The sequence below is a fragment of the Paenibacillus sp. XP01 genome (assembly GCF_057364885.1).
Genome location: NZ_CP139481.1, coordinates 374,948 through 393,198, shown reverse-complemented (window position 1 = coordinate 393,198; position 18,251 = coordinate 374,948). Strand labels below are relative to the sequence as shown.

General features: G+C 54.0%; 14 protein-coding genes. 3 read left to right on the top strand and 11 right to left on the bottom strand.

The window, feature by feature from the left end:
• Positions 1–22: 22 nt before the first annotated feature.
• The 3 genes from SNR34_RS01835 to SNR34_RS01825 form a co-directional block, all read right to left on the bottom strand.
• The gene (locus tag SNR34_RS01835) at positions 23–1,153 is read right to left on the bottom strand and encodes a glycoside hydrolase family 88 protein (RefSeq protein ID WP_486182382.1); all 1,131 of its coding nucleotides are present in this window, start codon (positions 1,151–1,153) and stop codon (positions 23–25) included.
• 111 nt (positions 1,154–1,264) lie between these two features.
• Entirely contained in the window at positions 1,265–3,196 is a 1,932-nt protein-coding gene (locus SNR34_RS01830; RefSeq protein ID WP_339275702.1) for a glycosyl hydrolase, read from the bottom strand.
• Between the two features lie 62 nt (positions 3,197–3,258).
• Positions 3,259–5,211, bottom strand: coding sequence for a heparinase II/III family protein (locus SNR34_RS01825; protein ID WP_486181018.1), 1,953 nt, complete (start codon positions 5,209–5,211; stop codon positions 3,259–3,261).
• A 510-nt stretch (positions 5,212–5,721) separates the two neighbouring features.
• Here SNR34_RS01825 and SNR34_RS01820 point away from each other — a divergent pair.
• A complete protein-coding gene (locus SNR34_RS01820) occupies positions 5,722–5,976 on the top strand; it encodes a hypothetical protein (protein WP_236421437.1) in 255 nt (84 codons plus the stop codon).
• Positions 5,977–6,114: 138 nt separating this feature from the next.
• Here the strand turns inward: SNR34_RS01820 and SNR34_RS01815 are convergent, their stop codons facing one another.
• From SNR34_RS01815 to SNR34_RS01795, 5 genes are all read right to left on the bottom strand, one after another.
• Positions 6,115–6,456 (bottom strand): KGG domain-containing protein, encoded by a 342-nt coding sequence (locus SNR34_RS01815; protein ID WP_339275700.1) that lies wholly within the window; start codon positions 6,454–6,456, stop codon positions 6,115–6,117.
• Positions 6,457–6,616: 160 nt separating this feature from the next.
• The gene (locus SNR34_RS01810) at positions 6,617–7,273 is read right to left on the bottom strand and encodes an SGNH/GDSL hydrolase family protein (protein WP_339275698.1); all 657 of its coding nucleotides are present in this window, start codon (positions 7,271–7,273) and stop codon (positions 6,617–6,619) included.
• Between the two features lie 186 nt (positions 7,274–7,459).
• Positions 7,460–8,266 (bottom strand): NAD-dependent epimerase/dehydratase family protein, encoded by an 807-nt coding sequence (locus SNR34_RS01805; protein WP_236421440.1) that lies wholly within the window; start codon positions 8,264–8,266, stop codon positions 7,460–7,462.
• 206 nt (positions 8,267–8,472) lie between these two features.
• Positions 8,473–8,802, bottom strand: a complete 330-nt coding sequence (locus SNR34_RS01800; protein WP_236421441.1) for an AzlD domain-containing protein — start codon at positions 8,800–8,802, stop codon at positions 8,473–8,475.
• Positions 8,793–9,518 carry an AzlC family ABC transporter permease gene (locus SNR34_RS01795; protein ID WP_236421470.1) on the bottom strand — a complete coding sequence of 242 codons (726 nt, stop codon included), beginning with the start codon at positions 9,516–9,518 and terminating at the stop codon, positions 8,793–8,795. The genes SNR34_RS01800 and SNR34_RS01795 overlap by 10 nt, the downstream gene beginning before the upstream one ends.
• Before the next feature lie 351 nt (positions 9,519–9,869).
• Between SNR34_RS01795 and SNR34_RS01790 the strand changes: the two genes are divergently transcribed.
• Complete coding sequence (locus SNR34_RS01790; protein WP_486181017.1) at positions 9,870–11,870, top strand: methyl-accepting chemotaxis protein; 2,001 nt, start codon at positions 9,870–9,872, stop codon at positions 11,868–11,870.
• A gap of 85 nt (positions 11,871–11,955) precedes the next feature.
• On the opposite strand, the gene SNR34_RS01785 is transcribed toward SNR34_RS01790, so the two are convergent.
• Both SNR34_RS01785 and SNR34_RS01780 read right to left on the bottom strand, forming a co-directional pair.
• On the bottom strand, positions 11,956–13,131 hold the full coding sequence (locus SNR34_RS01785; RefSeq protein ID WP_486181016.1) for a DUF2087 domain-containing protein: 1,176 nt from the start codon (positions 13,129–13,131) through the stop codon (positions 11,956–11,958).
• 218 nt (positions 13,132–13,349) lie between these two features.
• Positions 13,350–15,323 (bottom strand): methyl-accepting chemotaxis protein, encoded by a 1,974-nt coding sequence (locus SNR34_RS01780; RefSeq protein ID WP_236421444.1) that lies wholly within the window; start codon positions 15,321–15,323, stop codon positions 13,350–13,352.
• Positions 15,324–15,580: 257 nt separating this feature from the next.
• Here SNR34_RS01780 and SNR34_RS01775 point away from each other — a divergent pair, with 257 nt between their 5' ends.
• Entirely contained in the window at positions 15,581–17,014 is a 1,434-nt protein-coding gene (locus tag SNR34_RS01775) for a serine hydrolase domain-containing protein (RefSeq protein ID WP_486181015.1), read from the top strand.
• 69 nt (positions 17,015–17,083) lie between these two features.
• On the opposite strand, the gene SNR34_RS01770 is transcribed toward SNR34_RS01775, so the two are convergent.
• Positions 17,084–18,046, bottom strand: a complete 963-nt coding sequence (locus SNR34_RS01770; RefSeq protein ID WP_486181014.1) for a helix-turn-helix domain-containing protein — start codon at positions 18,044–18,046, stop codon at positions 17,084–17,086.
• Between the last annotated feature and the right edge of the window lie 205 nt (positions 18,047–18,251).

The window sequence follows — 18,251 nt, the reverse complement described above, 5'->3', positions numbered from 1 at the left end:
CATGAAGCTGAAGCCCTGGGATTCAGAACCATCCTTCCCGCCCGCGCAGCTTCGCCAGCGTTTCCATATAGAAGTAGTCGCCATAAATAATCGGCACGTTCAGGCCGCGCCGTTCAGGGTAATGCACGGTTCCCTGCAGGATCAGCCCCTCCTCCGCGGACGAGACCCCGGAGCTGTAGCGCTCGTATAAGCCGCGCGCAAGGCGCTCTCCGGCTGCGGCATACGCCTCGCCTCGCGGCGACAGCTTCGCCAGCTCCAACAGTCCGCTGGCAGCGATGGCCGCAGCGGACGAGTCCCACGCCACCTGATGCTCGGCAGGTGCGCGAAAATCCCATGGCGGCACGATGTCTTCCCCGAGCATGGCGAGGAAGGCATCGGCCGCGCGCTCCGCTGTCTCCAGATAGCGGGCTTCGCCCGTGTACCGGAAAGACAGCGCAAACCCATACAGCGCCCAGGCGTTGCCGCGCGCCCAGGCGGAACCCGGAGCATGGCCCTGCCCGCCATGCTCCCGTACCTTCTGCCCCGTGGTCGGATCGAATTCCACCACGTGGCAGATGGACCCGTCGCCGCGGACGAATTCGCGCGCGACGGTATCGGCATGCGCTTCGGCCAGCCAGCGGAAGCGCGGGTCGCTGCTCTCCTCGGATGCCCAGTAGAGCAGCGGCAGGTTCATCATGCTGTCGATAATCGCCACGCCGCGCGTATCCATGGCCGCCGAATCGAAATTCCAGGCACGGATGAACTGTCCCCGCACATGGAAGCGGGCGGCGAGCAGGTTGGCCGCAAGCAGCCCGCGCCTCCGTCCGTCCGCGTTTCCGGTTTGGCGGTAATGGGCAACGCCGCTAAGCAGCCAGACGAAGCCAAGGTCGTGATCCACCAGATCCGGATCACGCAAACAGACCTCCAGCTGTTCTTCGCAACTCAACGCGATCCGGTACAATGAATCGGCTTCCTGAGCCGTCCCCGCTTCCCTCTGCACAAGCCACAACAGTCCCGGCCAGAACCCTGCCGTCCACCACTCCGGCGCGTTCTGGTCATATTCCCCCTGAATCGAGGTATGCGGGAACGTATCCTTGATCCGCTGCGCGTTTCTGACGGTTTTAAGCACTCCCTGCTGCCATGCCTCTTCTGCCCAATTCGTTTCTTCTGCCATAGCTGCCATTGTAATACTCCCCCTTTATCTTTTCTTTACGTGCCACCACTCGACAACATCACCAAGCCGCTCATTAAGCACCTGCATCCCCCTGTAAAGAGAAGCACCCCATCATGCCTTCCCTGTCGACGCGCCCAGTTCCACCGTAAACGTCAACGTGCGGCTCCCCGGCACTTCCATTCTGGCGAATCGCAGAAGGCCATTCCGCGAGGCCACCGTGCCGTCCTGAACATGCACTCGCCCGATGCTGTCCACCAATTTCGATTCTGCATAGGCCCCGCGGAATTCGGTACGCACACGATTGGCGGAACAAGTGATCTCTGCCTGCTGCTCACCGTCGCCGAACATGAGCGGAATGACAGCACCCGCCGCCTGAATCTGCCCCTCGAACTCGTAGGTGATCTGCAGCAGTCCCTGCTGCTGCAAGACATGCATACGCAGTTCTTGCAATCCTTGCAGCGGGCCATGCCACTCCAGCGTGAATGAATTACGGCAAAAATGTTCCCGAGCCTGCTCGCCATGGAATGCTTCCGATTCCACCTCCAGCTTGACCGAGCCTCCACCGAGTGCCGGATCGATGCCTGCATCCCTGTCGTATTCCGCGCCGGACGAAATTCCCTCTGCCAGCGTATGCCACTGTCCGTCAGGCGTCTGCCAAGCCGGACAGTAACTTAACGGCAGCGTCTCCCCTTCGCCGAACTCGGTGAATCCCGCATTCCCATGTCCAGCCGCTGCGGGACCGATGCCTCCAGGCAACCCCTGTTGATGAATGCGAACCAGGCCCGGCACCGTGTAGGGATCATTTAGCGCGGTATGCAGGATGATCTGCTGACCCGGCACCGAAGCGGAAATCGTCTCGAACCAGCCGTCCATCTGGAGCACGCGTGCGCCAACCTCGGAAGGGATCGGCCGCTCCTTCAGCCCGTCCCCCGGATCACATAGGTATGCATTGGCTAATGCCGCCACCGTCCACAAGTTATAGCAGGTATGATTCGTATATACCTCATATCCGTGTCGTTTCTCCGGAGGGTAGAAATTTCGAACGATATGCAAGCGTCCGTCTTCCATGCTCCAGCGGGCCACGGCATCGAAGCACAAGTTGGCGGCGCGGGCAAAAATGCCGGCCATTCCGCGATCCCTGGCCTTCAATGCAGCCGAAGCCTGGCTCGCAAACACGGACGCGGCAGCCGCTTCGTTCCACTGATGCTGTGAACTGCGTCCCCGCGGGGGAATCTCTCCGAGCGGCGAGAGCGTAAGCAGCGAGGAAAAGGCACCGTGCCGCAGACATTCGGCAAGTGCAGGGGCGCACTCCCCCTCATATCCGGCATCAATCATGATGCCCAGATGGTAACGCGTAGCGATGTCATAGGCGAGCGGGCAATTCGGACGATCGAGCGGGCCGTCCTGATAAAGGCCGAGCGCCGTGAACCGCGTCAGATGATACGCGCTTAAATAACGGTCCATCCATTCGGTCCCTTCCCCGGCCAGTCCTTCCTTCCAACGCAGAACCTCGCCCGAAATCATGATGGCATTCCAATTGATCATACGGTTCGGATTGTTCATTTTGCTCATCGTAAATACATAGTCCCGTTCCGGCTCAATCTGTCTTAACATCCCGGCCCAAACCTCCGCTTGCTCAGGCAAGAAGGGTTTGAGCAGCATATAAGCGCGCATCATCAAGACTGGAAAAAAATCCGGATGGGAATCCGGAGCTTCCCCTTGCACGACGGCCGATATGCTTCGCGTGAGGGCGGCCGACGCTGAGGGCAGCAGATCCGCATGGCCTTCCTTAACCAACACGGCCGCCGCCATCGCATAAGCTGGGGTTGAGTAATACCGCTCCCTGCCTGAGTATGGGTCTTCGATCGCCCCATTTTCCTGTTGATAAACCCTGTACGCACGCACAATTTGTTCAATGAGCGCCAATTTCCGCTTGCGACTCCATCCGGTCGGTTCAATCCCATCCGCCTGCGCCGACAATGCCCGAAACTCCTCCAGCTCCCGCTTCCAAGGATAAGAAGTCCCGGCTGTATACGTTAACAAGAGACAGACCTCCTTAAGATCGGATTTTCCCTTTTGCTGTCACAACTCGCACAACCCCATCGCTATCCTTTGCCGCCTTCACCTCGTGGGGATACGACAAATCTCATCTTGCATTCGGTGACCGGCGAGCCGGGGCCAGCTCCTTGCCCGGATTCCGGCATCGACCCCGCCCGGCTCAAAGACAATGCCGTTCGATACAATCTCAACGGGCGGTGATCATGATCCACGGCATCCAATACCTCAACCTTTGCATCCCAACAAGCAGCGTCGTAATGCAAGGTCACGGCAGCGCGTCGGCCCGCCCATCGAATCCGTCCACGCTCCGATACCGGCTCGAATCTGCTAATCAGGTGTTCAACCACGAAAGGAAGCGCCTGACGTTTCCCGCCAGTGTTCTCATCGATTGCGTTCTTCCATACGAATCGATCTTCCACAACCAATTCCGCATCCTCGCTTCCTCTTGGACCGTTCCACTTCAAATGACGGAAGCAGGCTGCAAGGTTATTCGCTTCCCCGTAGGCCGACGTTAGGTCGAAGGCGATCTCCGCCCTTCCCGGCGAAGTTACATCCGCCGCCAGCGTATGCGCGGCTGCATTCCGTCCCGACACCTGATAGGTGCCTTCGATGACCGGAACGCTGTGCCCCTGCGAGCCGATCTGCATGATCGATTCGCGTCCCGGCGAAAAATAAGCTTTGGTGTACTCTCCCGAACCCGGATCGCAGAGAATCGTTTCTCCGCCTGCATGCAGAAGAAAGTGCCCCAGATCATTATGGTTATGAGGCTCATCATTGTGCCCGCCCTTGACCGAAAAAGCAGCTGTCCAACTTGCGCCATTCTCTGCCTGCACCGTCCCTCGGGAAATCGTCCATGACAAGTTTTCCAAATGGACCGTTGTCGCCTGGTTCGCAGGTTGGCCTTCTGCCGCAAACCAAACCGGATCGCTCCACAGCACGTTGCGCATGGCATGTGCCCAGCGGCGGCAAGGATCGCCCGTCAGCAGCGGCAGCTCAAAAGGGAGACTTGCCGGCTTGCCGGTATGGGAAGCCCAATAGGACAACAAGCCTGACGGGAGCACCTCCCGTTCCCGGCTATCCGAATAGTTGACGAAGATGCCCTCCGATAAATGAATATGGCGAGGATAAGCGGCAATGGCTTCGATTTTCGGACCGGACAGCAGATCAAGTTCTCCCCCGCTGAACAAATGAAGCATGTCGGCATAATACGTATAAAATCCGAAACCGTACACCCAATAGCCGATGCCTTCCGCACATCCGCCATCCATGCCGTAGCCGCTCAGAAAAGCCTCCATGGAACCAAGCGTTCTCCGGACTGCCGCTGCAAGCAGCTCCTCGTCTTCCACAAGCAGCAATGCCGCAATACCGCATCCCCCGCTGCATACCGCCGACCAGTTATGGTCCGCTCTCTCCCAACCGAATGGGGCATTGTCCCGATACAACGGAGCGAATATGCGCCGATCAATCTCCCCGCGTACAAGCCTGCCGACGCGTTCATCCAGCTCATCGCCCAGCATGACGACCATTTCCGCCAGCATTTGGGCCGTTTCAGCGGCGAACAGGTCGATCTGTATCCCCGACCGCGCCTCCTCACCGGCACCGACATGGGCCGGCAAACACCAGGTCAGCTCCTGGCACACGTTCCAGATCAGATCTTCCAGCAAAGCCAGCCTTTCCGGCTCCGGTGAAAATGCAGCCAGCAGACCGGTCGCGACAACTCTCCCCCGCCGTTCGAAATACGCTTGCTCGTATGCCTTGCGCTCACCCGTATCCCTGAATTCGCGATAAAGGGAAAAGCTTAGCTCAGGCATCGCCTCTTCACGAGCCTTTTGTTCATACGCCAGCAGGTCTGCGCGAAAATCAGCAAAAGCCGCGCTATGGAGCGTATCAGCCACCCGTCCCCTCCAACTCTGCACGCTCTTCAACGCAGCCGGTCTTGCGGTGCGAAGCGCTTGTTTCATCTGATCCGTCGGCCAAGCGAAGCCTGGATGAACAGTCATCGCCATCCCTCCCCGTTTTATGTAACCGATTTCATTCTAGCCCATCACGTCGCAAAAATGAAGGGGATTTCCGAAACCAGATATTTATTGATAAAACTGCGTAAAATAATCATATTTCCTGCAACTCCTACACAGACGGATCGAATTCGTCCGATGTTTCCCCAACGACACAGGGAGACAATGACACTGGAAATTTTATGGCTGGAATAGGAAAAAAGGTGCAACCTTTTGACCCGCTACCTCGTACATGTCATTGTCGATCAGCATCAGATCGTGCCTTTTTATTCATTTTATAAGGATAGGTGAACAACACTGTATCATGAATTTTTCCGCCAAGCGGCAGACGATCTTGTACAGCGTTCCGGAAGCCGGGTTCATGTCCGCATCGAACCATGTTTTCCGGATGGACGTCTAGTCGGCGGCAAATACCATGCTGCCAGCCATACGGTTTTTCTTTACGAAGAAGAAATCATAGAGCAATGCAAGCTGCTTTTCGGTTCGCTCGAACCTTTGAGATCCTATATACGCGTCATCCTGGCTCATGAACTGGGGCATGCCGAGGACAACGAGCTGGAGTATCTGTCAGGACTTCTCGACACGTCGTCTGCTCCTGCGGATCGGTTCAGAGTGATGCTGCACATCGAAGAAAACGCGTGGAGATATGCGGAAGCACTGCTCCCGGATATCGATCCGATATTTCTGCGCACCATCGTTGACGAGTCCTTGTTCAGCCATCGCCAAGCTGTGGAGCAGCATATTGCCTGAGTATGGCTTCCGTCGCTTTCATGGATGCCGTTTGAAATACCGCCAAATGAACAAGGCCGGATTTCACCCCGTTCGTTCGGGTTGAAGTCCGGCCTTGTTTATTTTTTAGTCAGGGCGGTTCATGTCCTGACCAGGTCTTTAATCGTTTCGATTACGGGCTCGGGCCTGTCCGCCTTTGCGCCCGGCTTCCTCGCGACTCATTTTGCCATCGTCATTGTCCTGGTTGTTCCCGCTCGCACGACCGCCCTCACGGCCGATCTCCTGGTAAAACTCTCTGCCATGGTTGTTGGAAGTCGCTTCTCCGCCTTTACTGCCGATCTCTTGGTAAAACTCGCGATCATGCGAATTGGACGTCGCCTCTCCGCCTTTGCTGCCGATTTCTTGATAAAACTCGCGGTCATGGTTTCTTGAGGTTGCTTCTCCACCCTTACGTCCTGCTTCTTCACGGCTCATTTTTCCGTTTTGATTGTTTTGTGCCATTTGAATTCACTCCTTATCGGGTATTGAATATAATGTGCTACGATTTTTATTTACCCCTCCTATTGTTATTTAAACATTTTATTTCTAAAAATGGTTTTAATAGTTGAAAACAATTAAAAAGCAGAGGGCATGTCATATGCCTCTCTGCTCGCCTGCCTTGCTATTGGATTTTCAACGGACTTTCCTGCACGATCTTCAGCCACTGCCGTGCCATCAGCTCGTGTCCTGCTGCCGTCGGATGAACGCCATCCCAGAGCCAGTATGCGGCGTCCGCCTGCTTCAGAGCAACGTCGAACACCTGCTGCAGCGGCACGAACACGGCCCCGAATTCCTCCGCCAGCCCGGCAACGATTCGCTGGTAAGCGGCCATTTTCCTCTCCCAGACGTCCCATTGTTCCGCTGGCGCGCCCGTGTTCAGGATGAACGGCTCCATCAAAACCAGACCGGTATCCGGCAGCACTTCACGCGTCTCTTCGAGCAGATGGCGATAAGCGCGTTCGAAACGATCCGTAATGCCGCTCGCTTCCCCTTTCATCGTGCGCCAAAGATCGTTCACGCCGATCAAAATGCTGAGGAGCTCCGGCTTCAGGCTGATCGTATCCTCGTTCCAACGTGCGTACAGATCGGAAGCGCGATCCCCGCTAATGCCCCTGTTATAGAAAATCGGCTGCTTGCCTGCCAATTCCATGCCCAGCTTGCTGGAGATGAGGTACGCATAACCGTGGCCCAGAAAATGGTTCGGATCGTCATTGCGCGAGCGGCCTCCATCGGTAATCGAATCTCCCTGAAACAAAATAACGGACGGACTTTTCACCATGATATGTTCTTTCCTTCCTCGCTATGTAAAATGAACTTCGATAACGCCCTGTTTCCATTGTAGACCTTTCCCGTCCAATAGAAAATAGCGTTTTCACATTCATTTGCCGAGGCCGTTACCATGGTTTTCTTGAAAGCTTCGTCGTTCAAACGAATTTCTACTGCCCTCTTTTGACCAGAGGTACCATTACCGTTTCGGTTGCTCCTTGGCCACGTAACCTCCGCCCTGATACGGCGTCTCGTCCTGCTTATCCGGTTCTCCCCTGCGTTTTGCCTCTTCCCATAGCACCGCAGCGTCATCCTCGGGGCGATATCCGATGCTGTCCGCCAGATCGCTGATATCGTAATAGTTGTCGGCATTGGCCGAGGTTCCGTACAGATTGAAGAATCTCATGGACTCGTCCGCTTCGATGCAGCATGAAGCCAGCTGCACCATGTCTCTGGGCGAAATCCAAATATGCGAAGCTCGCTCGGAATGCGGGTGATTGTCTCCGGAAAAGTTGCCTATACGGATATTGAAGGAGGACAGACCGTATTTGTCGGCATAATACCTGCCGAGCAGCTCAATGTAACATTTGCTGAGCCCATAGAAGCTGTCCGGACGGTACGGGTCATCTGCCTCGATCGCCTCGCCTGTTTTGTAGAAGCCCGTCGCATGATTGGAGCTGGCAAATATAACGCGTTTCACTCCGTTCAGCCGGGCTGCTTCATATAAATGGTAGGCTCCGGTCACGTTAATCGGCAGCACCTTGCCCAAAAAGTCCTCCTCGTCCTTCGCCCACGCAATGTGCAGCACCGTGTGTACACCTTCGGTCAATTCCCGCAAACGCGAGGCATCCGTCACGTCCAGCGCAACGATGCCTGCATCATGATCCGGCCGCAGATCGGCCGCCACGATTTCATACCTGTCCAATGCCTGCAACCCATCCAGCAATGCGCGTCCAATAACGCCGGCTGCGCCGGTGATCAACAATTTTCGCCTTGGTAACTCCATCTCTCTTACTCCCTTCCCTGGTGAAGTCAGACGTTAAACCCAATGGTCAGGTACGCCATATGTTTCATTATTAACCGAAGAAAAGAGGGAATTACCCGCAGGCTTAGATGAATGATCGGCATCTGTCCGTCTGCCACATTTTCGCACGCTGCCCCGAGCCGCTTTTCATTGGTTGCGAAGCGCCTGCAACCCGCTCAATGCTGCATTTACCCTAACCAGTAACGCAAAACCATCATGGCAACAATGCCGACAAGCACCGTTCCGAGCAGACTGCGCGTCCAGATGGCCACGGCAAACGTAGGGAGCGCTGCCCACAACGCAGCATTTTGCGTAATGGGGATAAGCTGGTTACCCGACATAAACAATTCCTGACCGATGAGTGCCGCCATGACCGCTACGGGCACATACTCCAACCAGCGTAGAAGCCAACCCGGAATCGGTATGCGGCTGAAGAGCATGAGCGGCAGCACACGCGGCAGGAAGGTCAGCAGCGCCGCCCCCATAATGATCCAGAATACGTCCCATCTTATTTCCATCGTTCCATTAGCACCCCCATCGTTGCAGCGATGACCGCCGCCACAATAATGCTCATGCTGCCCAGCGATGCCATGCTTGCCCCAACGACGCAGACTACGGCAATCACCGCCACGCTGATATGCAATCTTCTGTTTTTCCGCTGGGCGAGTTGAAGCACGATCAAGCCGATAAACATGGCAGGCAGCGCAAAATCAAGCCCCAATCTTTCGGGGTTAGCAATCCATCTTCCGAAATAGGCGCCTGCCATATTGGCGGCAAACCAATTCAGATAGGCTGTAATGTTCAGACCATGCATCCACCGCTGGCTCAGCGACGTGCGTCCGATGGCCCGCGTCATCGCCACGCCGAACGACTCGTCCGTGAGCAGCGAGCCGATCCACATGTTTTTGAGCGGCGTCAGGTGGCGGAAATACGGCGAGATTGCCGCGCTGAGCAGCAGGTGGCGCAGATTGACGAAAAAGATCGTAAATATGATCGCTGCCGCCGACCCGTTGGAGGCCAGCATGCCCGCCGCGATGAACTGCGCGGAACCGGCATACAGAATAAGGCTAATTAACGCCGTTTCCGCCAGGCTAAGCCCGGCCGTCATTTCAATGACTCCTGCGGCGAAGCCGATGCTCAAATATCCGAGAAGGGTTGGAACGCAATCCTTCACGCCTTGCATGAAGGAGGCCTCGTCCAAAGTTTCAGCACGGTACGTTCCATTAGCGTCCATTCCCGGTACCGTTTTATTCAAGTAATGCAACTCCTTTCCGATGTCTTCATCGAATCAAATTATGATGTAGGCTGCTTAATTCCAGAAATATACCACAAGTTGGCGGTTTCGAAAGAGACAGATATGCCATATACAGAACAGATATGATCCATAAGAACTAATCCATAGCAACTTTCATGCAAAGCCATTTAAAATTATGTTGAATAAACTCGAAATATGTCATACTATAGCACCAGAACCATCTGAAAATGCATGTTTTTCCAGATGTAGAAATGACTTGGCCTTACATATGGAGATGATGATCACATTTAGGGGCATGCGGAAATGCCATGCCACCGAGGGGGAAATCGGATGAAACAAGGAACGAAGCACAGGACGGCCAGAGCACTGAAAATGAGAGAAAAACTGATTTTATCGTTTACGCTGGTACTGTTGATCCCAACAGTCAGCCTGGGCATCATCTCCTTCCAAACGGCGGAGGCCAAAGTGGAACAAAAGATGTTCGATAGTGCGATGAGCAGCGTCAAGGTACTCAACCAGACTATTGACCAGATTATCGGCGCAACTCAGAAAAACGTCGATCTGCTGGCAAGTCAGCTGGACCCAGGCAACGTCGGCCCTAAGCAGGGCGATGAGACGGACACGATCCGAACGCTTCTGGATGCATACAAAGAAAGCCACAACGATGCGGAACTTGCCTCAATCGGCACGGACAAGGGCGTTTATGTCAATTCTCCGGTTACCGCGGTCAACAAGGCTGGATACGACCCCCGGGAACGCCCGTGGTATCAAGCCGCCATAGCCAACAAGGACAACCCCACAGTAATCACTCCATACATCTCAAGTATCACGAATAATGTCGTTGCCGCAATAGCCCAAACGACGGATGACGGTCATGGCGTTGTTTCGGTCAGTCTATCGTTAGAAGGCCTTGCCAAAACCGTGAACGGTACGAAACTTGGAGAAAAGGGTTATTTCTACATCATTGACGATCAAAATAAGATCATCGTGCATCCTACCGAGAAACCCGGTACCGAAGGCACGATGTCACCGTATAAAGATATTTACGAGCAAAAGAACGGAAACATCTCCTACTCCCTGAACGGAAATGCGGAGCATGCCTTCTTTGAAACAAACGCTACGACAGGCTGGACCGTTGTCGGTGTTATCGATGACAGTGAAGTCACGGCATCGGTACGTCCGATTTTGTACACCACCCTGGTTGTTATTGCGATTGCGATCGTTGTAAGCGTCGGCATCATTTTTTGGATCGTGCGATCGGTCACCCGGCCGTTGAACCGTCTGGTCCAGGCCACGAACGAAATCAGCGAAGGCAACTTGGCCATCGAGGTGCCTGTTCAAGGCAGCGATGAACTCGGTATGCTTAGCGCCAGCTTTAACAAAATGAGCGAATCCCTCCGCGGAGTCATTCAGGATGTACGGCATACGGCCGAAGAACTAACAGCTTCTTCCGCCCAGCTGGCCGTCAATTCCTCGGAAACGACGAGAGCCACGGAACAAGTCGCCCTGATTACGGAGCAATCCGCCGCCGGCATCGAGAAACAGGCGAGCAGCCTCAAGCATACGGCACATCAAATGAACGAGCTTGCGCAAGGCGTAGGCCAGGTCACCGGTAGCACGCAGCAAGTGTCCGAAGCGGTCATGCATGCCAGCGAACTTGCCCAACAGGGCAATGCAACCATGCAGAGTGCCGTTGCCGAGATGGGTGCGGTAAGCCTGTTGGTGGACAACATGGCCCAAACCTCGGAACGGCTCGGCCGGCATTCGGCGGCCATTGGCGAGATGGTGTCTGCAATCACCGGCATCGCGGCGCAGACCAATCTGCTCGCCCTGAACGCATCCATCGAAGCTGCGCGGGCAGGAGAACACGGCCGGGGATTCGCGGTCGTCGCCAGCGAAGTCCGCAAATTGGCCGAGCAATCCAGTCAATCCGGCCAACATATCGTCGAACTCGTCGCAGCCATTCAGAAGGAAATCGTGCAAGCGAACGAAGAAGCCCAGAACGGCAAACGCGAGGTGAGCAGCGGCATGCAATCCGTCCGCTTTGCGGATGAAGCGTTCTCTCAGATCCATCAAGCGATCAACAGCGTAAATACACAGCTCGAAAACATCGCGGCCGCTTCCGAGCAAATGTCTGCGAGCACGGCTGAAGTCGTGAATTCGATCGACCACATTCATGGAATTTCTGAACAAAATGCCGATGGCACCGAAAACATTTCGGCAGCAACGGAGGAGCAGGTCGCTTCCATGCAGGAAATCTCCTCTTCGGCCGATTCGCTGGCCCATCTGGCGCATAAGCTGCAAAAGCTGGTTGAGCAGTTCAAGCTGTAAGCCGAATTGCCACGAAATACAAAAGGTCCTAACCGCGATTGCCGGTTAAGACCTTTTGTACGTTTTACCCTTTTGCTTGCCCAAGTCAACTATGGTATCCCTTGTCGCCGTAAGGCTCGAGCTGTTCCATCCAACGTTTCAGCAATTTGGCAAGAGCATCCTTGGCATCGAAATACGGGTTATCTTCTTTTTTTAACACCTCGAGTACTTCGATCGTAAATGCCTGCTCGCCGTACTCCTTCCATTCGGCCTGAAGCTGACGATTGAGGTGCGTGCCCATCTGGAGCATGAATTTCTGTCCGTTTATCGTTTTCAGATTCGGCGTGCTGTCTACGAACACCTTCCCGTTACGTTCATTGCGGATACAATATATACCTGCTTCGATTTTGACTTCTTTGGCCTGCTCCTGCAGTTCTTTGCGTCGATTCATTCCTTTTTTCTCTCCTTTCGCTGCACCTTTCGCCGCTTTGACGTTATTTTGTGAACTCTCCCCCAAGTCACGCAGCCAATACTCGCTGCCATCCTGCTTGCGATCCAACAGCGCGTAGTCGACCAGATATCTCCTGATCTCCGCGTAATCGGGGTACACCCGTCCCAACAGTTCATTCACCTGTTTCTCGGTATACGTCCTTCCGGGTTCAAAACGCCTCGCGATTTCGCAAAGCACAATGTATTTATGTTTCTGCTGCATGTGAAAGCTGGCCAGCGGACCGTCCGTGCCTTCCGGAAAATATTTGAGAAGCACCTTTTCCCGATCCTGCTCGGAAATGTCGAACAAAGACGCGTCAATCATGCTCATCTTGCGTGTAACGGGCTGCGCCAGCTCAGCAGGCTTGTGGGTATCCTTGCTTCGAAGCAGTTCCATAAGAGCCAAAAAAATTTTGGCCTGCCGTTCCTTTTCCCTCAGCGTAAACCGGTGATTGCGTATGGTCGATGCACTGCCGATCCCGAGGGCCGCTTGCACCTCGGCATCCTTTTTTCCCTCATAAAACTGACCAAGCAGGCCGCGCTGCACGTCGGAAAGTCCGTTGACGCTTTTGTCCAGTTCCAGCAAATACTCAAATACCGACCCATGGACTTTCTCGATGTGCACACGCATATATCGTTCCGATTCATAGAGCACCCCGTCTTCCGGGTAAACAATTCCCGACTCGGTTTGGTAGCCGCAGCAGACGCATACAAAAACTTCTCCCTGCTGTCGATATCCCCGCTTAATCTCTTCCAGCGAAGCGGCCTGCAGCAAAGATTCTATATTTTCCATAAAATAACCGCCTAATCGTTTGTTTATTTATAGACATTTTATTGTTTTGTTTATTAATTGTCAAACAAAACTCCAAAAACAAGCTGTATCCCAATTCCAACTCACGCAAGACGCATCACTCGGATCATGGTTTCCCCAAAGCTCAAATCGAAAAAACCGCAGGGATTTCTGCTCCCTGCGGTTCTGTCATGTTTTTGCGACGACTTGCGCCATGTTTGCTACAACTTGAATCGTTCAATCATCTCTTGCAAATCTTCCGCCATCTTGGACAACGCAGCCGAAGAGGCTGCCACCTCTTCCATCGTGGCCAATTGCTGCTGGGCGGCGGCAGATCCATCCTCCGTACCGGCAGCGATCTGGTCTGACAGCTGAATCGTATCGTTGACGGCTTTGGTCACATGGCCCATTCCCCCATCAATGGCTCGGGACGCCGTGGATACCTCCTGGACCTGCGCGGCAACTTGCTGCACGGCGCTTCGGATAGTGCGGAAAGCTTCGCCCGCTTCCGTGATCAAAGCGGAACCCTTAAGCATGCCTTCTCCTGTCCGGGCAAAAGCCGAATGCACCGCATCCGTTTTTTCATGCATCTCACGCATCAGTTCGCTGATGCGTCCGGCGGAACGGCCGGAATGTTGGGCCAAGGACTTCACTTCTTCGGCAACAACCGCAAACCCCCGGCCATGCTCGCCGGCCCGCGCGGCTTCGATCGACGCATTAAGCGCCAGAATGTTCGTCTGCTTCGCAATCGCCGTAATATCGGCAACGATCGCCACGATCTCATCGTTTTTGGAACGCAGATCCTCAATCACCGCCGATACGGCTTCGCTTTCGCCATTCACCTGCCGGATATGCGCCACGGCCTCTTCCACCGTAACCATGCCTGCTTCCGATTTCGCTGAAGCTTCCCCGGCGATCCGTGCCGCATCCTCCGCGCTTGCCGAAATCTCTTTGACGCCATGGGACATTTCTTCCACAAGCTGTCCCGTAGCCGCGAGACTGTCATTTTGTTTCCCCGTTCCCGTCGCGGCATCCTGCATCAGTTCGGCAACCTGTTCGGTAGCCCTGGAGGTTTGCTCGGAACTCGCCATCAACTGTTCGGATGACGCCGCCAACTGGCTTGACGTATCATGCACTTCGCCCAGTACGCCGCGCAGCGATGAGGTCATTGCATCGAAGCTGTCTCCAAGCTTGCCGAACTCGTCCTTGCGCTTCAACCCTACCTGCACGGTTAAGTCGCCGGAACTTACTTTGGATGCCGCCTGCGTCAGTTGGGCCAAAGGTCTATGGATGCTGCGAATCACGAAGACAAGCACAACAAGGCCAATGATCAGGGCACTTCCGACCAGTGTATACGTACGAATCATAATCGGCCTTACGGCCTCTTGCGCTTCGGAAGCGACCAGCTCGCCAACGATTTTCCACCCCGTCACCGGATTGGTATCGTACACGGCGATCATGTCCTGCCCGTTATACGTATAACTCACGGTTCCGCGTTCCTGGGTGTACATTTCATTGATGTAGCTCTGGTCGGACTGACTTCCTGATTCAATATCATAATGGAACAGGAATTTTCCGCCATTATCCAGCATGTACAGCTTGCCCGCTTTACCGATGTGCACCTCTTCGACCGAGGCTTTCAAATGATTGAGACTGACGTTGGCCCCGAACGCGCCTTTTCCGTCAGGCAGCTTGACTGCTGCGGTTACAACCCACTCGCCCGTCGTTACAGATTGAAACGTATCCGAAATGATCGGTTCATCGCTCGCCATCGCCATTTTGTACCAGCTGCGTTCGCGCGGATCATAGACCTGACTGCCCGGGTCCGGGGATTTCATCCAGCTGCCGTCTTCTGCCCCAATTGTCAATACGCCAAGCTCCTCATGGGCAGCGGACATCTGGTCCATCTTTCGTTGAAGGGCAGGCGATTTATCGATAACGTCTTTCGAAGATACCCCGGCAGCAAGCTGCGCCGCGTTTTGTTTCTCCATGTCCAGCATTTGGGTAATTTGAAAGTTCAACATTTCCGCTTTGGCATGTGCCGTGGATACAAGTTCCTCATGAACCCTTTCCGCCGCTTTCAGATAGGATAACCACCCCACCGTTACGCTGGGTACGATCAGAAATAGGAGCAATACGGCGACTAGCCGTTTTTTTACGGTTGGCCTCAGCCAGCCTTGTATCTTTTTCTTCATTATATAATAGCCTCCATCGTTTAGCTTCACCTTTCATTTATCGGACAGTTTCCATGAAAACATTATGGATGCAGCAAAATGGTTTCATGAAATATCGGCATGCCCTTTCAACAAGCTATCCAATAGATGAGTTGCCCGCCCCACAGATTGTGACCGCTTTTTTGACCCCCTTTCCAAGATCGTTTACAATAACCCTTAAAGTTGGACAAACATGAAACGTTTGGAAGGAGAGGATTCGAATTTTACGCAAGCTTCAGGTGCAGGACGGCGTTATTTCTGTATTTTCGCCCGTATTGCGCATCCTGCTCGCCTTTGTTCTGGTCGCTTCCCCGGCATGGATCGGTCAGACTTCGCCAGCAGCGGCCGCGCAAAGCACAAAGGATGTTTACATTGAGGTCGATGGCATTCAGCAGCTTTGGAAAAACAAACCGCTTATCATTCAAGGCACGACGTTTGTTCCATTGCGCGATGTCGTTCAATCGTTACAAGGTTCCTTGAAATGGGATCAACGGACCCAGTCGGCCACCATCACCTCAGGCCGGGACACGCTGGTCCACAAGGCAGGGACCGATGTGATCGAGGTCAATGGCTTACAGATGAAGGCTGCCACTCACTCCCGCAACCTGAACGGAACGTTGATGCTGCCTGTACGCATGATGGCGAATGCACTCAAGGCAGATATTCACGTAGGGCGTACGGATGGGGGACAAATGCGGGTCAGCATCAGATCGGACCAAGTCAGCCTGCTTCACAGCGAAGTCGCCGGCGTGGACGACTACTTGCGCGAAATCCAGTTTCCCGGCATCGCGCTCATTGCTCATAAAGGCGAAGTATTGCTTCGGCAGGGATATGGTCTTGCCGATGCGCACACGCTGAATCGTCCTGACCGGAAAACGCGCATCGCTTCCCTGAGCAAATCGTTTACGGCAGCCTCCATTCTCAGTTTGGCGGAAAAAGGAAAGCTGGATGTGCAGGACCCGATCTCCAAATATATTTCCGGCATACCGGAGGGAGACAAAATCACCCTCCATATGCTGTTATCCCAAACGTCAGGCCTGCCATCCGCTTTCGGCCGTGGCGAAGGCACCACCCTTGAAGAGACTGTGGAAGAAATTCGCCATAAAACGCTGAAATTCGAACCGGGCTCTGCCTATTTGTACAGCAACAGCGGATACGTACTGCTCGCCTATGTTATTGAACAAGTATCCGGCATGAGCTATGCCCATTACGTGCAGCAAACGATTTTGAAACCGCTGGACATGAAAAACTCCGGCGAAGCGTCCCCTAAAGTGAATACGATCAGCGGGTTCGTGCAGTCCGGCGGAGAATGGGTCGAGGCCCCTTATTACGTGTCCCAGTCGGGTTCGGGCACGATCTATTCCACCGTAGACGACCTGCTGAAATGGGACCGCGCACTGTATACAGACCAGATCCTGAGCCAGGATACGATCGAAACGATGTACGAACCGTACTCGGACAAAAACTACGGTTACGCCTGGATCCTCAAGGAGAACGGCGACAAAAGAACGGTCTTTCATAACGGTAGCGGCGGCGGTTTCTCCACAGCCCTCTCGCGCAACTTGTCCGATGATGTGACTATCATTCTGCTGGGCAACCATGCAGGCATGGACATGACTGCCTTGATGGACGAGGTGGAATCCCGAACGGCCCAAGCTCTGCAATTGCAATAATACCGATTCCCAATAATCAGCATGAACGCAAAAAGACGATCCTCCCGGGGATCGTCTTTTGCGTTCATGCTACTCCGTATGATGCCTGCGATACTCCAGCGGCGATATGCCGGCATGTTTGCGAAAGGCACGCGAGAAATGGTGTTGGCTCTCGAACCCGACTTGCGCCGAGATATCCTTGATCGGATAGACGGTCAACGAAAGCAGCTCCTTGGCTCGCTGCATTCGCATCAATTGCACATATTTCATGGGCGACGTCCCGAGCGTCTGCTGGAACAGGGACCTGAATTGCTCCTTGCCGAGAGCGGCACGCTCCGCCAGATCATCCAGCGTCATCGGATCGGACAAATGCGCCGCGACGTAATTGCATATTTGGAAAATCCGGTGGTCGTACATTACAGGTCGTTCAGGCAAAAAGGAACGCAGCGTCTCGAACAGTTGGAGCAGCCACGACAAGCCCAGCGTTTGCATCTTCAAATACTGGATGGCCTGGTTCGTGTCCAACCTCGCTTGCTGCAATCCGTTCACCCGCTCTTCCTTTATCGTTTCGGTGTACGACATGCATTGATCGGCGACGTTGTGCCATGATTGCAGCAGTTTGCCGAAGGCGGAAGGATCAACCGCAGACGCTACCCTTGGAAAACGGTACAGGCGAATGAAATCCAGAAGCCCGATCTTGGCCTCCAAAGCAAACGCATAATAATGAAAAGGTTCCGAATCATCAATGCTCTGCCACGACTGGCAAGTTTGAGGAGGAATGCATACAATGTCCCCTTTTCCGATGATGTAAGGGGTTTGATCGTACAGGATGGTTGCTTCTCCTCCGGTAACCAGCCAAATGGCGGTATACGGGAAAACAAACCGGCCGGAATGGCCTTCCCGCACATCCCACTCCTTGAGCCATCGGATCTGGATGGAAAGCTGTTCCAGCAAGTTTCGAGTCTCGAATTCAAGACTCTGGCGGGTCTGGGAATGCCAGCGGTCAATCCGGTCCTTTGAGATGGAATCGACAGCAGGGACGGTTCTCTGCAACATCCTCCCTCCCTATTCTTAATTGTGCAAATCTGCATAATGGGTAACGATTTACGTTTTTTGAGTACATACGCTTGTACCTCTGAATGCTATAATCATAGGCATTAAATATTCAAAAATCAAGTATTTCAGTCGGAATACTTGATATGTGTTTTGACCGTACGTACGGAGAAGCACGCAGACTGTAAACGACGATGACGAACAT

Excerpts from the sequence above, each read along its gene's own strand:
- SNR34_RS01835 (WP_486182382.1), bottom strand. The coding sequence starts at position 1,153 with ATGGCAGAAGAAACGAATTGGGCAGAAGAGGCATGGCAGCAGGGAGTG.
- SNR34_RS01825 (WP_486181018.1), bottom strand. The coding sequence starts at position 5,211 with ATGACTGTTCATCCAGGCTTCGCTTGGCCGACGGATCAGATGAAACAA.
- SNR34_RS01815 (WP_339275700.1), bottom strand. The coding sequence starts at position 6,456 with ATGGCACAAAACAATCAAAACGGAAAAATGAGCCGTGAAGAAGCAGGA.
- SNR34_RS01810 (WP_339275698.1), bottom strand. The coding sequence starts at position 7,273 with ATGGTGAAAAGTCCGTCCGTTATTTTGTTTCAGGGAGATTCGATTACC.
- SNR34_RS01805 (WP_236421440.1), bottom strand. The coding sequence starts at position 8,266 with ATGGAGTTACCAAGGCGAAAATTGTTGATCACCGGCGCAGCCGGCGTT.
- SNR34_RS01800 (WP_236421441.1), bottom strand. The coding sequence starts at position 8,802 with ATGGAAATAAGATGGGACGTATTCTGGATCATTATGGGGGCGGCGCTG.
- SNR34_RS01795 (WP_236421470.1), bottom strand. The coding sequence starts at position 9,518 with ATGGACGCTAATGGAACGTACCGTGCTGAAACTTTGGACGAGGCCTCC.
- SNR34_RS01790 (WP_486181017.1), top strand. The coding sequence starts at position 9,870 with ATGAAACAAGGAACGAAGCACAGGACGGCCAGAGCACTGAAAATGAGA.
- SNR34_RS01785 (WP_486181016.1), bottom strand. The coding sequence starts at position 13,131 with ATGGAAAATATAGAATCTTTGCTGCAGGCCGCTTCGCTGGAAGAGATT.
- SNR34_RS01780 (WP_236421444.1), bottom strand. The coding sequence starts at position 15,323 with ATGAAGAAAAAGATACAAGGCTGGCTGAGGCCAACCGTAAAAAAACGG.